We start from the raw sequence: 14,231 nt of genomic DNA on the forward strand, positions 1-14,231 counted from the left end.
TATTCGAAGCCGTGGAGCGTCCTTGACCGAATCACTGCTCCTCTCCGCGCCCGCCGGCCCTTCCGGGCCGCCCGGGCCGGCCGAGCGGGTCCTCCCGCTGCGCCGGCCCGGGCGGTGGGTCGCCGGCGTCGTCGTCCTGGTGCTGGTCTCGCAGGCCGCCCACGGGCTGATCACCAACCCCTTCTACCAGTGGGACCGGTTCACGTACTGGTTCGCCCGCCCGGTGATCCTGGACGGGCTGCTCATCACCCTCCAGGTGGCCGCGTACAGCGCGGTCCTCGGCCTGGCCGGCGGCATCCTGCTGGCCCTCGGCCGGCTCTCGGGCAGCCCGGTGCTGCGGTCGGTGAGCTGGACCTACATCTGGCTCCTGCGTTCCGTGCCGCTGATCGTCGTCCTGCTCTTCCTCTACAACCTCAGCGCCCTGTACCCCACCCTCAGCATCGGCATCCCGTTCGGCCCCGCCTTCCTGACCTTCGACGAGTCACGGCTCGCCACCGACATGGCGGTCGCGGTGGTCGGACTGAGCCTGAGCGAGGCCGCGTACGCCGCCGAGATCGTCCGGGCCGGCGTGCTCTCCGTCGACCAGGGCCAGCACGAGGCGGCCGCGGCCCTGGGACTGCCCAAGCGCTACCAGTTCGCCAGGATCGTCTTCCCGCAGGCGCTCCGCTCCATCGTGCCGTCCTACGTCAACCAGCTGATCGGCCTGCTCAAGGCCACCTCACTGGTCTTCTACGTATCGCTGCTCGACCTGTTCGGCTCGGTGCAGAGCCTGGCCAGCACCTACCCCGGCGACGTGGTGCCGCTGCTGCTGGTGGCGACGGTCTGGTACGTGATCCTCACCAGTCTGGTCTCCGTCGTGCAGTACTACGTCGAGCGGTACTACGCCCGCGGAGCGCTGCGCACCCCGGCGCCCACTCCCCTCCAGCGGGCCCGGGCGGGCCTGATCGACCTGCGGATCCGCTACCGGAAGGAGACGGCCCGATGACTGGGAACGCGAGTACCGTCACCGCCACCAGCACCGCCACCGCACGGCCGGCCGCCATCGAGGTGCACGACGTGCACAAGTGGTTCGGCGGCCGGCGGGTCCTCGACGGGGTGAGCCTGACCGTCGAGCCCGGCACGGTCACCGTGATCCTGGGGCGCTCGGGATCGGGCAAGTCGACGCTCCTGCGGGTCCTCAACCACTTGGAGAAGCCCGAGGCCGGTCACGTCAGCATCGGCGGCGAGCTGATCGGCGTCCAGCGGCACGGGGGCCGGCTCAAGGAGCTGAGGGAACGGGCGATCCTCGCCCAGCGCGGCCGGATCGGCTTCGTCTTCCAGAACTTCAACCTCTTCCCGCACCTGACCGTGCTGGACAACGTCGCCGCCGCCCCGGTGGCCACCGGCAGGTTGTCCCGGCCACAGGCGCAGGCCCTGGCGCAGGACCTGCTGCGCCGCGTCGGACTCGGGGACCGCGGCGGCGCCTACCCGCGACAGCTGTCCGGCGGGCAGCAGCAGCGGGTGGCCATCGCCCGGGCGCTCGCCCTGCGACCGGGGGTCATCCTCTTCGACGAGCCCACCTCGGCACTCGACCCCGAGCTGGTCGGCGAGGTGCTCTCCGTGATCAAGGACCTGGCCACCGGGGGCACCACCCTCGTGATCGTGACCCACGAGATCGGCTTCGCCCGCGAGGTCGCCGACGAGGTCGTCTTCCTCCACGAGGGCCGCATCGTCGAACAGGGCCCGCCCGCACAGGTGCTGGACCACCCCGCGCACCCGCGCACCCGGGAGTTCCTCAGCAAGGTGCTCTGACGGCCCGGCCAGGCCCTCCGCTGCTTCACGCCGTCCGGCCTCGGCCTCCCTTGCTCCGGCTTCCTTTCCCGCAGCTTCCCTTCCCTCACCCTCCGTTCCTCGGCCTTCCCCGTATCGCCGCACACCCGAAAGGCAACGCCATGCACCGCCCGTCCCTCCTGCGCAACAGACTCGTCGGCGGCCTCGGCGCCACGACCGCCGCCGTCGCCCTCGCCGCCGGACTCACCGCGTGCGGCGGTGACGCGAAGGCCACCGGCAGCGCACCGAGCTCGGACAAGGTGACCATCGGCGCCTACTCCAACGGGGCCGCCCAGCAGGCCGAGCTGTCCGTCCCGGTCGTCGAGTCCCTGCGCGCACAGCTCCCGAAGGAGGTGCGCGACCGCGGGGAGTTGGTCATCGGGGTCGGCGCCCTGCCCGCCGGCTTCCCGCCCCTCGCCTTCGTCGGCACCGACCAGAAGACCCTCACCGGCTCGGAGCCCGACCTCGGCCGCCTCGTCGCCGCGACCCTGGGCCTGAAGCCCGTGGTGAAGAACTCGACGTGGGAGAACCTCTTCGTCGGCATCGACAGCGGCAAGGTCGACGTGGCCTTCTCCAACGTCACGGTCACCGAGGAGCGCAAGAAGAAGTACGACTTCGCGTCCTACCGGCAGGACAACCTGGCCTTCGAAGCCCTGAAGGAGAACACCTGGGAGTTCGGCGGCGACTACCGCAACCTGGCGGGCAAGACGGTGTCGGTCAGCAGTGGAACCAACCAGGAGAAGATCCTCCTGGAGTGGCAGAAGAAGCTCCAGTCCGAGGGCAAGGACATCACGGTCAAGTACTTCCCCGACGCCAACAGCGTCTACCTGGCGCTGAGCGGCAAGAAGATCGACCTCAACTTCGGCCCGAACCCCTCGATCGCCTACCACATCACCCAGACCGCGAGCAGCAACGCTCCGACGCGCAACGCCGGTTCGTTCTCCGGTGCCGGCGAGACCCTCCAGGGGCTGATCGCCGCGACCGCGAAGAAGGGCAGCGGACTGGCCGAGCCCGTGGCCCAGGCCATCAACCACCTGGCCGGGAGCGGCGCGTACGGGCAGCTCCTCACGGCGTGGAACCTCTCCAACGAGGCCGTGACCACCTCGCAGGTGAACCCGCCCGGGCTGCCCGCGACCAACTCCTGACCCCCCGCGGCCGTCCCCGGCCCGGCAGCCCACGGAAGGAGGGTTCCGCCCCCATGCCCACCACCACCATCCCCAGCCCCAGCCCGGCGCCCAGCTCCGCCGCCGGTGCGGTGATCCCGGGGATCCCAGGGATCCCGGTGACCCCGCACGTCCTCGACAACCCGGCCTGGGCCTCGCTGTCCGGCCCGCACGCGGCCTTCGCCGTGCGGGCCGGCGGTCACGCCGCCCGCTACGCCCCGGACGTCGCCGTGTTCTCCGCGGTCGCCGATCCGGCCGACCCCCGGTCCTGGGAGGCGCTGCGCTCCCTGGCCGGCCCCGACGGGGTCGTCTCGCTCTCCGGGGTACTGACGCCGCCCCGCGGGTGGGAGACCGTCTGGTCGGCGCAGGGGGTCCAGCTCGTCGACACCTCGCTGCGCGCCGAGCCCGCCCCCGAGGCGGTGCGGCTCGGGCCGGCGGACGTGCCCGAGGTCCTGGAGCTGATCGAGCTGACGAAGCCGGGGCCCTTCCTGCCCCGCACCATCGAACTGGGCACGTACCTGGGCATCCGCCACCGGGGACGGCTGGTGGCCATGGCCGGGGAGCGGCTGCGCCCGCCCGGCTGGACGGAGATCAGCGCGGTCTGCACCCATCCCGACTTCCGCGGCAGGGGCCTGGCCACGCGCCTGGTCCGCGCCGTCGCGGCGGGTATCCGGGACCGGGGAGACGTACCGTTCCTCCACACGGCCGCCGAGAACACCCGGGCGGTCCGCCTCTACGAGTCGATCGGTTTCACCGTGCGCCACAGCCCCTTCTTCTTGGCCTTCCGAGCGCCGGGCGGCGCGGACGACCTGGCCGCCACACAGATTTGATTCTGCCGAATCGAAATTCACACTCCCGTCATTCCGCACCCCCTGTTTCAGGGCCTGCCTGATTCAGGGCCTGCCGCCTTTCGATAGGAGCGAGATTGAAGTTCCTCGCCATCACCCTGATCACGGACGGGACGGACCCGGCGACGGGCGCCCCGACCCCCACGCGCGAGCGCTTCCGGCAGGTGGTCTCCGCCGCCCTGCAGGCGGAGGAGCTCGGCTTCGACGGGTTCGGGGTCGGCGAGCGCCACGAGCGGCCGTTCCTGTCGTCCTCGCCCCCCGTAGTGCTCTCCCACATCGCGGCCCTGACCCGGAACATCCGGCTGTACACCGCCGTGACCACCCTGAGCCTGCTGGACCCGGTGCGGGCGTACGAGGACTACGCGACGCTCGACCACCTCAGCGACGGCCGGCTCGAGTTGATGATCGGCAAGGGGAACGGCATCGCGCAGCGCGAGCTGTTCGACGTCACCCCCGAGGACCAGTGGGAGCGCAACTCCGAGGGCTACGAGCTGTTCCGGCGGATCTGGAGCGAGGACAAGGTGACGGCCGACCCCCGCTTCCGGCCCGCGCTGACCGGCGCCGAGGTACTGCCCCGGCCGTACCAGAAGACGCTGCGCGTGTGGCACGGCAGCGCCACCAGCCGGGAGTCCGTGGATCTCGCCGCGCGCTACGGCGATCCGCTCTTCTCCGCCAACGTCACCCACCCCATCGGCCTGTACGCCGCACTGATCCGGCACTACCGCGAGCGCTGGGAGCACTACGGACACGATCCGGCCCGCGCGGTCGTGGGCGCGGGCACGGCGGGCTTCCACACGGCGCCCACCTCGCAGGGCGCGGTGGCCGCGTACCGGCCGGCGTTCGCACGGTACCTCGCCGCCCACGCGGCGCAGGGTGTGGATCCGGTGTTCGCGACCCTGGAGGACTTCGTCGAGCGCAGTTCGGCCCTGATCGGCAGCCCCGAGCAGGTGATCGAGAAGGTGCACCGCTACCACGAGGAGTTCGGCCACACGGTCCTGCACCTCCAGGCCGAGCCGGGCGGCCTGACCGAAGCCCGGCACCGCGACTCCCTCGCGCTGTTCCAGTCGGAGATCGCCCCGGTGCTGCGCCGCTCGATCCCGGATCCCGCGTTCGCCTGAGGCGTCGAAGGGGGCCTATGGCGAAGGGCAGTTGACAGGAGCACCCCCTTGCACCACCCTTTCACTACTTGCCTAGTGAAAGGGTGGTGTTGTCGTGCTCGAGTACCGCATCGACCGGCGCAGCGGCATCGCCACGTACCTGCAGATCGTCCAGCAGACCAAACAGGCCCTGCGCCTGGGCCTGTTGGAGCCGGGCGACAAGTTGCCGACCGCGCGGGAGGTCGTCGAGGCCACCGCCATCAACCCGAACACCGTCCTCAAGGCCTACCGCGAGCTGGAACGCGAAGGGCTCGTCGAGGCGAAGCGGGGACTGGGCACCTTCATCCGCAAGTCCCTGGGCGGCGCCCCGGCGGATTCCCCGCTGCGCGCCGGACTCGCGGACTGGGCGCGGCGGGCCCGGGAGGCCGGGATGGAGCGGGACGACGCGGCCGCGCTCTTCTCGGCCGTACTGGAAGAGCACTTCAAGGGGGACGAAGACGTATGACGCACACCGTGATCGAGGCGGAGGGCCTCGGCCTGCGCTACGGACGCCGGGGCGGGTGGGCGCTGCGCGCGTGCTCCTTCCGGCTGCCCGAGGGCCGGGTCTGTGCACTCGTAGGACCCAACGGGGCGGGAAAGTCGAGCCTGTTGGCCGTCGCGGCCGGCCTCGTGTCCGCGACGGAGGGTCACCTCCGCTCGGTGCGGCGCGAGGAGCTGGCGTTCGTGGCCCAGGACAAGCCGCTCTACCCGCAGCTCACCGTCGGCGAGACCCTGCGCATGGGCCGCGAGCTCAACCCCGGCCGCTGGGACGCGAGTACGGCGGAGCGGATCGTCGAGGCGGGGGACCTCGACCCGCGCGCGAAGGTCCGTACGCTCTCCGGCGGACAGCGCACCCGGGTCGCCCTCGCCCTGGCCCTGGGCAAGCGCCCCAGCCTGCTCCTGCTCGACGAGCCGATGGCCGATCTCGACCCGCTCGCCCGGCACCGGCTCATGGGCATGCTGATGGCCGACGCCGCCGAGAACGGCACCTCCGTGGTGATGTCCTCGCACATCCTCACCGAGCTGGAGGGCGCCTGCGACCACCTGCTGCTCGTCGACGGCGGCCGGATCCGCCTCTCCGGCCCCGTCGACGAGGTCGGCGCGGCGCACCTGCTGCTCACCGGCCCCGCCACCGCCCGCGAGGAACTCTCCGCGCACACCGTCGTCGAGGCCCGCACGACGGGCCGGCAGCTCACGGCACTCGTACGGCCGCGGGGCCCCGTAGACAGCGGCACCTGGCAGACGACCCACCCGTCCCTGGAGGAACTCTTGCTCGCCCATCTGCGCGCGCCCGAAGCCCCGGCGTTCGCCGTCGACGCCGACACCGACACCGCCTCCGCCTCCGCCTCCGAGGGGGTGCAGGCATGAGCGCGCTGACGCTGAAGGGCTCCCACTGGGTCGTGGTGCGCCAGCACCGGCGCGTGCTGTGGGCGGTGCCCGCGCTGGTGGGCGCGAGCCTCGCGGCGGTGATCGTGCTGCGCGTGTGGCTCCGCGATCCGGGCTCCGACCAGGTGCTCCGGACGAACGACTTCTACGCGGAGGGCCTGCTCCGGCTCTGCATGGAGTACGCCGCCAACGCCCTGCTGTTCCTCCCCCTGCTGGTGGGAGCCTTCGTCGCCGGCCCGATGGTCGCCCGCGAGCTGGAGAGCGGGACCTGGCGGCTCGCCCTCACGCAGTCGACGACGGCGAAGGCCTGGCTCGGCTCGAAGGTCCTGGTGGCGGCCGCGGTCTCCGTGGCCGGTTCGGCCGCCCTGATCGGCATCTACCGTCTCGGATGGGTGCGGGTGAGCGGGACCTGGCAGCTCACCTGGGCCGACCGCGGACCGTACGAGGCCACCGGCCCCGTGCTCATCGCGTACTGCCTGCTCGCGGTGGCCCTCGGCGCTCTCGTCGGCCAGCTCGTGCGGCGCACCCTGGTCGCCATGGCGGTCACCGGTTTCGTCACGGGCCTGGTGCTGCTGGTCCTCGGGGCGCTGCGCTGGTCCTTCCTGCCCGTGGTGACGAACACCGCGCCGTTCCCGTGGGACAGGTCGCCGCTGTTGCCGGAGGGTGCCCTCATGATGGACACCGGGTTCCTCAATGCCACCGGCGAGCGCCTCTCGGAGAACATCTGTTTCGAGCGGACGCAGCGGCTGAACAGCTGCCCCGCCGACCTGAAGATCACCGCCGAGTACGTGGACTTCCACCCGGTCTCGCACCACTGGCCGACCCAGCTCATCGAGATCTCCCTCCTCCTCGCGCTGGCCGCCGCCGTCCTCTACGCGGCGTTCCGCCTGGTGCACGCGCGACATCCCTGAGGCGCCCGCGCGGGCCGAACGACCCGGCCGGTTCCGGGGCCGAAGGCCCTGGCCGGCCGGGACATCCGAGTCTCCGGTCAAGACCATCGCCGCTGGCGAGTGCCGTACCCCGGACCGTGCAATGGAAGGAGGTCCACGAGGCAGGAGAACGCCGTGTCCGAAGAGAAGAGGGGTTTCTGCACCCTCTGCAAGTCGCGCTGCGGCGCGATCTTCACCATCGAGGACGGCCGGCTGACCGGCGTACGGCCGGATCCCGATCATCCGACCGGCACGGCGATGTGCCCCAAGGGGCGCTCCGCCCCCGAGATCGCGCACAGCACCCGGCGGCTGACCACCCCGCTGCGCCGGACCAACCCCAAGTCCGACCCGGACCCGGGCTGGGTGCCCGTCTCCTGGGACGAGGCGATGGCGGAGATAGCCGAGAAGATCGGGACGATCGCCGCCGAGACCGGCCCCGAATCGGTGGCCTTCGCGGTGGCCACGCCTTCGGGGACCATGGTCTCGGACGCCACCGAGTGGATCGAGCGCTTCGTACGCCGCTTCGGCAGCCCGAACACCGTGTACAGCGCGGAGATCTGCAACTGGCACAAGGACTTCGCACACGCCTTCACCTTCGGCTCGCCGATCCCGCCGCCCGACTACGCGAACGCCGACCTCGCCCTGCTGTGGGGCTTCAACCCGGCCAAGACCTGGCTCGCCCAGTCCGCCGCCCTCTCCGCCGCGCAGGCGACCGGCACCAAGCTCACCGTGGTGGACCCGCGCCGCTCCACCAGCGCACTGCGGGCCGACCACTGGCTGCGGGTCCGGCCCGGCACCGACGCCGCGCTCGCCCTGGGCCTGGCCCACCTGCTCATCGCTGACGAGGGCTACGACGCGGCCTTCGTCCGCGCCTGGACCAACGCTCCCCTCCTGGTCCGCGCCGACACCGGACGGTTCCTGCGCGCGGACGAGCTCCCCGGAACGTACGCGGGCGCGGCCCCCTCCGGCTTCGCCGTCCTCGACGAGGAGACCGGCCGCGCCGAGGCGTACGACACCGCGCGCGCCGCCGACCGCCCGGAGCGCTTCGCGCTGCGCGGCACCCGCCCGATCGCGCTGCGCGACGGCTCGGCCGTCGACTGCGCGCCCGCCTTCGAGCGGTACGCGGACGCCTGCGCGGCCTGGCCACCGGCCCGGGTCGCGGCCACCACGTGGATCCCCGAGCGGGAGATCCGCGCCCTCGCCGCGGAGATCGCCGCCGCCCCGTCGGTCACCTACTACGGGTGGACCGGAGTGGGGCAGAGCGCGAACGCCGCGCAGACCGAGCGGGCGCTGGCCACCCTCTACGCGCTGACGGGCTCCTACGACACCCGCGGCGGCAACCACGTCGCCCCCGCCCCGCCCTACAACCCGGCGACGTCGGTGGCCCAGTTCGCGCCCGAGCAGCGTGCCAAGGCCCTCGGCCTCGACAAGCACCCGCTGGGTCCGCCCGCCTCCGGCTACATCAACTCGGGCGACCTGTGCACGGCCGTCGAGACGGGCCGCCCCTACCCGGTCCGCGCGCTCATCGGCTTCGGATCCAACCTCGTCGTCTCCCAGCCCGACTCCGACCGCACCGCGCGGGCGCTGGGCGCGCTCGACTTCCAGGTCCACCTGGACCTCTTCCACAACCCCACCAGCAGCAGCGCCGACATCGTCCTGCCGGTCAACAGCTCCTACGAGCACGAGGCCCTGCGCTTCGGCTTCGAGGTCAGCCACCGGGCCCAGGAACAGGTCCAGCTCCGGCCCCGGATGGTCGAGCCGCAGGGCGAGTCCCGCAGCGACACCGAGTTCGTCTTCGATCTCGCCTGCCGTCTGGGCATGGGAGCGGAGTTCTTCGACGGGGACGTCGAGGCCGCCTGGAACTGGCAGCTCGAACCCCTCGGCCTGACCGTCGAGGAACTGCGCCGGCGGCCGGGCGGCGTCCGGGTGCCCCGCGAGGAGGCCTACCGCAAGTACGCCGCCCCCGTAGCGGGCGACAGGGACGCCGACCGGGACGGGGTGACCGGTTTCGCCACGCCCACCCGGCGCGTCGAGCTGTACTCCGAGCGGCTGCTGGAGCACGGATACCCGGCGGTGCCCGAGCACCACGACCCCGCTCCCACGGACGCCGCGTACCCCCTCGTGCTGACCTGCGCCAAGCACGGGTACTTCGTCCACAGCCAGCAGCGGTCCCTGACCTCGCTGCGCCGCCGGGCCACCGACCCCTCGGTGGACCTGCACCCCCGGACCGCCGCCGCCCACGGCATCGGCGAGGGCCAGTGGCTGGAGCTCGCCACCCGCCGCGGCTCCATCCGGCTGCGCGCCCGCTTCGACGACTCCCTCCACCCCTCCGTCCTCGTCGGCGAGTACGGCTGGTGGCAGGAGGCCACCGACCTCGCCCTCCCCGGCGCCGACCCGACCTCGTCCGCGGGCAGCAACTTCAACCGGCTCGTCGACCACACCGAAACCGACCCGCTGAGCGGCTCCGTCCCGCTGCGGTCCGCCGCCTGCCGGATCGGTCCGGTGGCGGGTGACGGGTCCTGGCTCGGGACCCGGCCCTTCGCCGTGACGGCCCTCACCGAGGTGAGCCCCGGCATCCGCGGCCTGCGGCTGACCCCCGAGGACGGCGGAGCCCTCCCCGACTACCGGCCCGGCCAGCACCTGACCGTGCGCGCCGAGCACCCGGACGGCACCCTCCAGGACCCCTCGGACGGCCGCAGCTACTCCCTCACCGGACCCGCCCTCGCGAGCGGCCGCACCGACTACGGACTCGCCGTACGCCACATCCCCGGCGGAGCCTTCTCCACCCGGGTCCACGAGGAGCTCCGGGTCGGCGACCGGCTCCACCTGGCGAGCCCGGGAGGCGTCTTCGCCCTCCCGACGCACACCGACAACCCGGTCGTGCTGCTGGCCGGCGGCATCGGGATCACCCCGTTCCTCAGCTACCTCGAAACCCTCGCGGCCACCGGCGGCACGGTCCCCGAGGTCGTCCTGCACTACGGCAACTCCAACGCGGCCGACCATCCCTTCCGGGACCGGCTGCGCGACCTGGCCTCCCGCATACCGGCGCTCACGGTCGTCGACCACTACGCCGCTCCCGGTCCGCAGGACGTCCTCGGCCGCGACTACGACCGCACCGGGTTCATCACCGTCGACGACATCGACCCCGGTCTCATCGCCCGCCGGGCCCGCTTCTACCTGTGCGGGCCGCAGCCCATGCTCGACGCCCTCACCGGCGCACTGATCTCGCGCGGTGTCCCGCGCTTCGAGGTGTTCAGCGAGAAGTTCCGCCCGGCCCGGCGGGCGGTGACCGTTCCCGACGACGCCGAGTACACCGTCACCTTCGCCCGGTCCGGACGCAGCGCCGTCTGGCGCAAGAACGACGGCCCGCTCCTCGCCCTCGGTGAGGCGGTCGGGGTGGCCATGCCGAGCGGCTGCCGGGTCGGGCAGTGCGAGAGCTGTGCCTGCACCGTGCTCAAGGGCACGGCGGCGCACCTGGTGACACCCTCGGAGGACCTGCCCGACACCGACGTCCTGACCTGCCAGTCCCTGCCGACCTCCGACCTGGTGCTCGACGTCTGAGCACCCGCGGTCAGGAGGCGCTCCGCTCCGTCTCTTCCTTCTCCTCCAGCCCCTCCAGGCTGTCCATGAAGGAGGAGACGGAGAACACCGCGCGCCCGGGGCCGGCCGGGCCGTAGCCGGGCGGGGAGCTCAGGCCGAACTCCTCCAGGGTCGCCCGGTAGGTCTCGAGCAGGCGGACGTGGTATTCGAGGGGCGCGCCCAGCGGATTGGCCTTGCCCAGCGGGGTCGTCGGCTCCGGGCACCAGGTGGTGAAGCGCGGGACGACACCGTGCGACATGAAGTACCGCAGGCCCTCCTGGGTGGACGCGATCGCCTCGCTCACCTTGGTGAAGCCGAAGGGTTCGGCCATCTCGATGCCCGCCACGAAGTTCGGGATCACGTTGCGCGGGCCGAACACCTCCGTGGAGTCCAGGATCCTGCGGTGCCATTCGTCGCGGCCGACGTAGCGCTCCTTGCCCGGGCAGTGGAGCTTGAACAGGTACTCGTCCCACACCTCGAAGTTGGGGTGGTAGATCTTGACGCCGTGGTCGTGGAAGCGCTGCACGGCGTCGCGGGGCAGGGCCTGCGCGACGACCTTGCCGGTCCAGCGGCCGGGGAAGCGCTCCTCGATGGCCTTGGCGTACTGGCCGTAGAAGTCGGCCTCGTCACGGCCGCCGACCTGGGAGGTGATCGAGCCGCCCGTGAGGGTGTAGGCCTTGGAGATGCCCGCCGTGTCGTACCGGTCGATGATCTCCAGCGCCTCCAGCACCTCCTCGACCGGCTTCACACCGGTGTAGGGGCGGCCGGCCGCCTTGTGCTGGCGCCAGTTGTGGTTGATGTCGCAGAACTGGCACTCCTCCTTGGCGCCGAAGTACTGGCACACCCGGAAGACCGTCAGGTAGATGAGGTAGCCCCACTGGATGGTCGGCGCGACCTCCATGACGGACTTGCCGTTCGACAGCTTGTGCTTGTAGTACTCCGGCATCGGGGGCAGGCCGACGTCCGCGATCCGTACGCCGTCCAAGTACAGGCCGAGCGAGCCGTCCTCCCCGCCGCGCACCACGTACGGGGAGTCCGGGTTGACCCGTACGGAAACCACGGTGCGGCGCAGCTCGTACGGGCCGCCCGTGAGCACGATCTCCTCCGGGGGCCGGTTCAGCGCGGCGGCGCCGAGCTCCGGGAGGGTGCGGTGGTCGAAGGAGAAGATGAAGTACGACTTCGGCTTGACGTCGCCCGAAGCCCCGTCTGCGCCTCCGCTGAGCGCGGACTCGTCGAAGGCCATGCCGCCCCGCAGGAGGTCTTCCTTGATCACGGCTTCCCTGGGCACGTGCGGGAAGCGCCCCATCAGGTCCTCGATCAGCGCGGTACGGCTGGGACTCTCCATCTGCGGCTCCATTCCAGGCTCGTGCCGGTCCGCGGCGGTCCGCCCCCTTGGCGTTCCGCGCGGCACGGCGGTGATCTCACTCTATTGACATCCTCCACGCCCCGAAGAGGGAGGGCTCCCACGGCTCGCGCCGCGAGGCCTTCCGCTGCGCCGCCCACTGCCCGCCCGGAGAGCTCCGCCGAGGTCTTGCACCAGCTCCTCGGACGGACATGCCCCGCCCTGCGGAGACGGTTGTCCGCTGAGCGTCCTTGCAGGTCAGCGGAGTTGGCCGCTTTCCCGGGGGGACCCAGCAGGGGTCGTCGTCCAAGACCGTCCGGCTGGACCCGACCGGGGTGATGAACGCGCGAAGACGGGGGCGTCCTGCGCCGGGCTGGTCGCCGCCGGAGGCGAGGACATGGTCCAGGTCCAGCGGGTCAAGACCGTCGCCGCGGGCAAGAACCCGGGGTACTGACCCGCAGGACGCCCCTCGATCACGATCGTCCGGTCTGCCCGGCTCCGTGGGTGTGGGTGTGGGCGGGGGCCGAGTCCAGGGTGCCGCCGAGGCGGGCCCGGGCCGGGGTCAGGGCGTCCGCCGAGGGCGCCGTGATGATCCAGCGCTCGCCGACGAGGTACGTGCCGCCGTACTGCCGTGACTCCGACAGCCACGCGGCACGGCCCTCCGCCGTGCCGAAGGTGGCCAGCCGGAAGGCCTGCGCGCCCACCGTGCAGGCGCCCTCGCGCACCTCCTGCGCGTCGACGGTCACCTCGGCGCTGCACCCCAGGGCGGCCGCGATCCGGTCCAGCGGCGCGGGGGCGGGGGGCGGGGATGCCGCTCGCTCCCCTCCCCCGGCGCCCGGAGCGCCCGCGCAGCCCGCGCAAAGGAGGGCGGCGAGCAGAGCGATCGCACGGGGCGCCCGAGGAGTCCGGGGCGTTCGGGGAGTCCCTACTCCCCTATCGGGCAGCACGGCCGGTCAGCCCTTCGCCGGGATCTTCTTGCCCGCGTCGTTCACCGCGAACCAGAGGCCCTGTACGCCCTGTCCGTTGGTCTGGCCCGGTGCGGTGTCTCCGGTGTAGGTGTAGACCGGCCAGCAGTCGATCGTCAATTGACGGGTTCCGTCGGGACGTTCCGCGGATCCGACCAGCCCGGCGGGAATTCCGACGGCCTTGTCCGCTTCCACGGGTGCGGCGGGTTTCCACGTGTTCAGGCAGGCGCCGAGGCATCCGAATTTCATCGGCCAGGCGCTGTCCTTTCCGAACCGGTAGAGGGTGCGTCCCTGGCCGTCCACCAAGAGCTTTCCGAGTTTCGCGTCATTCACGGCGGAGAGCGGCGCGGATTCCTTTCCGGCGTCCGCAGCCTTTCCGGCGTCCGCGGCCTTGCCGCCGTCCGCCGCCAGCGCGTGCCAGGTCCCGCCGACGCCCTCGCCCTTCGCCTCGCCCGGCAGGGTGTCCTTCGCGTACCGGTACACGGGCCACCCCGCGAGCGTGAGCTGGCGGGTGCCGTCGGGCCGCTCGACCGAGCCGAGCAGCCCGGCCTCCACGCCGGCCGGGGCCTGGGCCCCGTCCGCCGGTACCGCGGGCCAGAGCGTGGCGCAGGCGTCCGCGCAGTTCGAACGGGGCGGCTGGGCGGTGTCCTTGTCGAAGCGGTAGAGCGTGGCTCCTGCCCCGTCCGTGACCACGTTGCCGACCTCGGGGATCTCCCGGACCGACAGCTTGCCGGCCGGGTTCGAGTCCTCCTCCGCATCCGCATCGACGTCCGCGTCCGCGTCCGCTCCCGCTTCCGCGCCGGCGCCGTACCCCTCGCCGTCCCCGGTGCCGTGGCCCACCGCCCGTTCCGCTCCCGCCGCCCGGACGGTCACCGTGCGGGCCTCGTCATCACCGCTGCCGCATCCCGACGCGAGCAGAAGGACCGTCAGCACCGATCCGGCGGCGGCCGTGGTCGCCCGGTTCCTGTTGCCCATGGTTCTCTCCTTCGATTTCCATCCGGCGTGCTTCCGTCTGGATATTCATAAGGTCTGCGAGGGCCGCCGCATTCGATGGAGCGGGAATTTGTCAGATCA

The 14,231-nt window shown here is 72.1% G+C and carries 12 protein-coding genes; 9 read left to right on the forward strand and 3 right to left on the reverse strand.

Annotated features, from left to right (window positions below):
- Positions 1-22 precede the first annotated feature (22 nt).
- From ACE1OC_RS01480 to ACE1OC_RS01520, 9 genes are all read left to right on the forward strand, one after another.
- Positions 23-985, forward strand: coding sequence for an amino acid ABC transporter permease (locus ACE1OC_RS01480; protein WP_407835396.1), 963 nt, complete (start codon positions 23-25; stop codon positions 983-985).
- On the forward strand, positions 982-1,791 hold the full coding sequence (locus ACE1OC_RS01485) for an amino acid ABC transporter ATP-binding protein (RefSeq protein ID WP_407835397.1): 810 nt from the start codon (positions 982-984) through the stop codon (positions 1,789-1,791). Before ACE1OC_RS01480 ends, ACE1OC_RS01485 begins: the two co-directional genes overlap by 4 nt.
- 140 nt (positions 1,792-1,931) lie before the next feature.
- Positions 1,932-2,954, forward strand: coding sequence for a transporter substrate-binding domain-containing protein (locus tag ACE1OC_RS01490; protein WP_407835398.1), 1,023 nt, complete (start codon positions 1,932-1,934; stop codon positions 2,952-2,954).
- 53 nt (positions 2,955-3,007) lie between these two features.
- Positions 3,008-3,802 (forward strand): GNAT family N-acetyltransferase, encoded by a 795-nt coding sequence (locus ACE1OC_RS01495; RefSeq protein WP_407835399.1) that lies wholly within the window; start codon positions 3,008-3,010, stop codon positions 3,800-3,802.
- A gap of 95 nt (positions 3,803-3,897) precedes the next feature.
- Positions 3,898-4,938: an LLM class flavin-dependent oxidoreductase gene (locus ACE1OC_RS01500; protein WP_407835400.1), complete on the forward strand. Its 1,041-nt coding sequence runs from the start codon at positions 3,898-3,900 to the stop codon at positions 4,936-4,938.
- 94 nt (positions 4,939-5,032) lie between these two features.
- Positions 5,033-5,422, forward strand: coding sequence for a GntR family transcriptional regulator (locus ACE1OC_RS01505; protein ID WP_407835401.1), 390 nt, complete (start codon positions 5,033-5,035; stop codon positions 5,420-5,422).
- The gene (locus ACE1OC_RS01510; protein WP_407835402.1) at positions 5,419-6,324 is read left to right on the forward strand and encodes an ABC transporter ATP-binding protein; all 906 of its coding nucleotides are present in this window, start codon (positions 5,419-5,421) and stop codon (positions 6,322-6,324) included. The genes ACE1OC_RS01505 and ACE1OC_RS01510 overlap by 4 nt, the downstream gene beginning before the upstream one ends.
- Complete coding sequence (locus tag ACE1OC_RS01515) at positions 6,321-7,253, forward strand: ABC transporter permease (protein WP_407835403.1); 933 nt, start codon at positions 6,321-6,323, stop codon at positions 7,251-7,253. Before ACE1OC_RS01510 ends, ACE1OC_RS01515 begins: the two co-directional genes overlap by 4 nt.
- A gap of 153 nt (positions 7,254-7,406) precedes the next feature.
- Positions 7,407-10,832, forward strand: a complete 3,426-nt coding sequence (locus ACE1OC_RS01520; RefSeq protein WP_407835404.1) for a molybdopterin-dependent oxidoreductase — start codon at positions 7,407-7,409, stop codon at positions 10,830-10,832.
- Positions 10,833-10,842: 10 nt separating this feature from the next.
- Here ACE1OC_RS01520 and ACE1OC_RS01525 read toward each other — a convergent pair whose 3' ends face one another.
- The 3 genes from ACE1OC_RS01525 to ACE1OC_RS01535 form a co-directional block, all read right to left on the reverse strand.
- Positions 10,843-12,195, reverse strand: a complete 1,353-nt coding sequence (locus tag ACE1OC_RS01525; protein ID WP_407835405.1) for a radical SAM protein — start codon at positions 12,193-12,195, stop codon at positions 10,843-10,845.
- A 470-nt stretch (positions 12,196-12,665) separates the two neighbouring features.
- Positions 12,666-12,938: a hypothetical protein gene (locus ACE1OC_RS01530; RefSeq protein ID WP_407835406.1), complete on the reverse strand. Its 273-nt coding sequence runs from the start codon at positions 12,936-12,938 to the stop codon at positions 12,666-12,668.
- A gap of 207 nt (positions 12,939-13,145) precedes the next feature.
- Entirely contained in the window at positions 13,146-14,132 is a 987-nt protein-coding gene (locus ACE1OC_RS01535; protein ID WP_407835407.1) for an SCO0930 family lipoprotein, read from the reverse strand.
- Positions 14,133-14,231 lie beyond the last annotated feature (99 nt).

Source organism: Streptomyces stoeckheimensis, assembly GCF_045822005.1.
Lineage (GTDB): Bacteria > Actinomycetota > Actinomycetes > Streptomycetales > Streptomycetaceae > Streptomyces > Streptomyces stoeckheimensis.